Origin of the sequence: Succinivibrio sp. (assembly GCF_045124615.1) — a bacterium.
Taxonomy (GTDB): domain Bacteria; phylum Pseudomonadota; class Gammaproteobacteria; order Enterobacterales; family Succinivibrionaceae; genus Succinivibrio; species Succinivibrio faecicola.
The window spans coordinates 1-1,506 of record NZ_JBGVMC010000028.1; the positions used below are offsets into that span (position 1 = coordinate 1).

The following is a 1,506-nucleotide window of genomic DNA, read 5'->3' on the forward strand; positions in this document are numbered from 1 at the left end:
AAGTCTGGAACTATAATTTCCTTAATTGGCTTAAAACTTATTTTACAGGTGGTGTAAACCGTCTTCATCCTCTGATTACACTCCCAATCAATACATTTAGAAAACCAATTAAAAACTGGAAAAAGGCTCGTGGCTGTAATCTTGCTCTATTCAGAGAAGATTATCTTAACGTAAACGGTTTTGATAATTCATTCTCTGGATGGGGATATGAGGACAGTGAATTTGCCATCAGACTTTTAAATTCAGGTGTAATGCTAAAATCTGGTCGATATGCAACAGGTTTACTCCATTTATACCATAAAGAAAATGATCGTTCATTTGAAGGAGAGAACCTAAAACGCTTACAGGATAGAATGAATAGCAGTGTAACACGTGCTGAAGATGGCATATTTGAGCTCTATAAATAATAATCATTGCTAATTTGCAATTTAAAATGTGAGCTTTTAAAAATTTTAATAAAAATATTTGTAAAAAATGAAAGAGTTACAACAAAAGTAACTCTTTTTTTTTTATTATTTTCCTATAATGAAAAAGACTGCTAGAGCCTAGCTCCTGGCATAATATTATTATTAACATTAAGAAAGTGAATTGAGTATGAATTTTTTATCTTCATTAGGTGTACAGGCAAAGCTTTTGCTTGCTTTAGCAACAGTAATATTTTTTACTATCATTATTGCAATCATTGGTATAGCAACAAACACTGTGTCAAGAAATGCAGCATTATATGCTAAAAATGTTATTGAAGATCATTATTCAGTAATTATTCAGGTATCTAACTCTACAAATGCATTTCGTGATGATGTTACTCTCTTTAACAATTCTGTCTCAGCTTACAGCAAAGAAACTGCAGATAAGACAAACAGCGATATAGAAAAGCTGCAGGTTGCAATTTCAAAACTCCAGATTATGGATAATGCAGATACAGAGATTATTAACGATATTAAAGAGCACATCTCAAAGGCTATTGATGTATATAAGAATAAAATGGAAAGAATGATCGACAGAGGCTATTCTGTTGACGTTAGAAAATGTTACAACGATGAATTCTATCCTACCATCAATGAAGCTATTGAGCACTTAAACGAACTTGTAAGTACATATCTTTCTCGAGTAAATCAAAACGTTACCGAACTTACATCATCAACTCCTACCTACCTGATGATCACAATCTCTATCATTGCTATTCTTTTATCAGGTATTATTGCATACAAGCTTCCAAGAGCATTTGTTGGAATTTTACATTATGCTGTAAATCAGGCAGCTGTTATTTCTCGTGGTGATCTGTCACAGCCACTACATGCTAGAGGCAGAAAAGATGAGTTTGGTGAACTTATCGATTCTTTAGAAGCTATGCGTGCTGAATGGCAGGATAACATAAAGGTTATCAAGTCAGCTGTATCAAATGTAGAAAAGAGCTTTGAGAATATTGAAGCAGTTGCAAATACTATGAATGACAAGGCACAAGAATCTCAGTCACGCTCTATTACAGTTGCAGCTGCAGCAGAT

2 protein-coding genes are annotated in these 1,506 nt (G+C 33.5%); both read left to right on the plus strand.

The annotated features are described in order from the left end of the window. Positions 1–407 (plus strand): galactosyltransferase-related protein (locus ACJML3_RS00665; protein WP_406019723.1); only part of this gene is annotated, 407 nt, incomplete at its 5' end. A 187-nt stretch (positions 408–594) separates the two neighbouring features. Beyond that, positions 595–1,506: HAMP domain-containing protein (locus tag ACJML3_RS00670; RefSeq protein ID WP_406019725.1), on the plus strand; the 912-nt coding region annotated here is incomplete at its 3' end.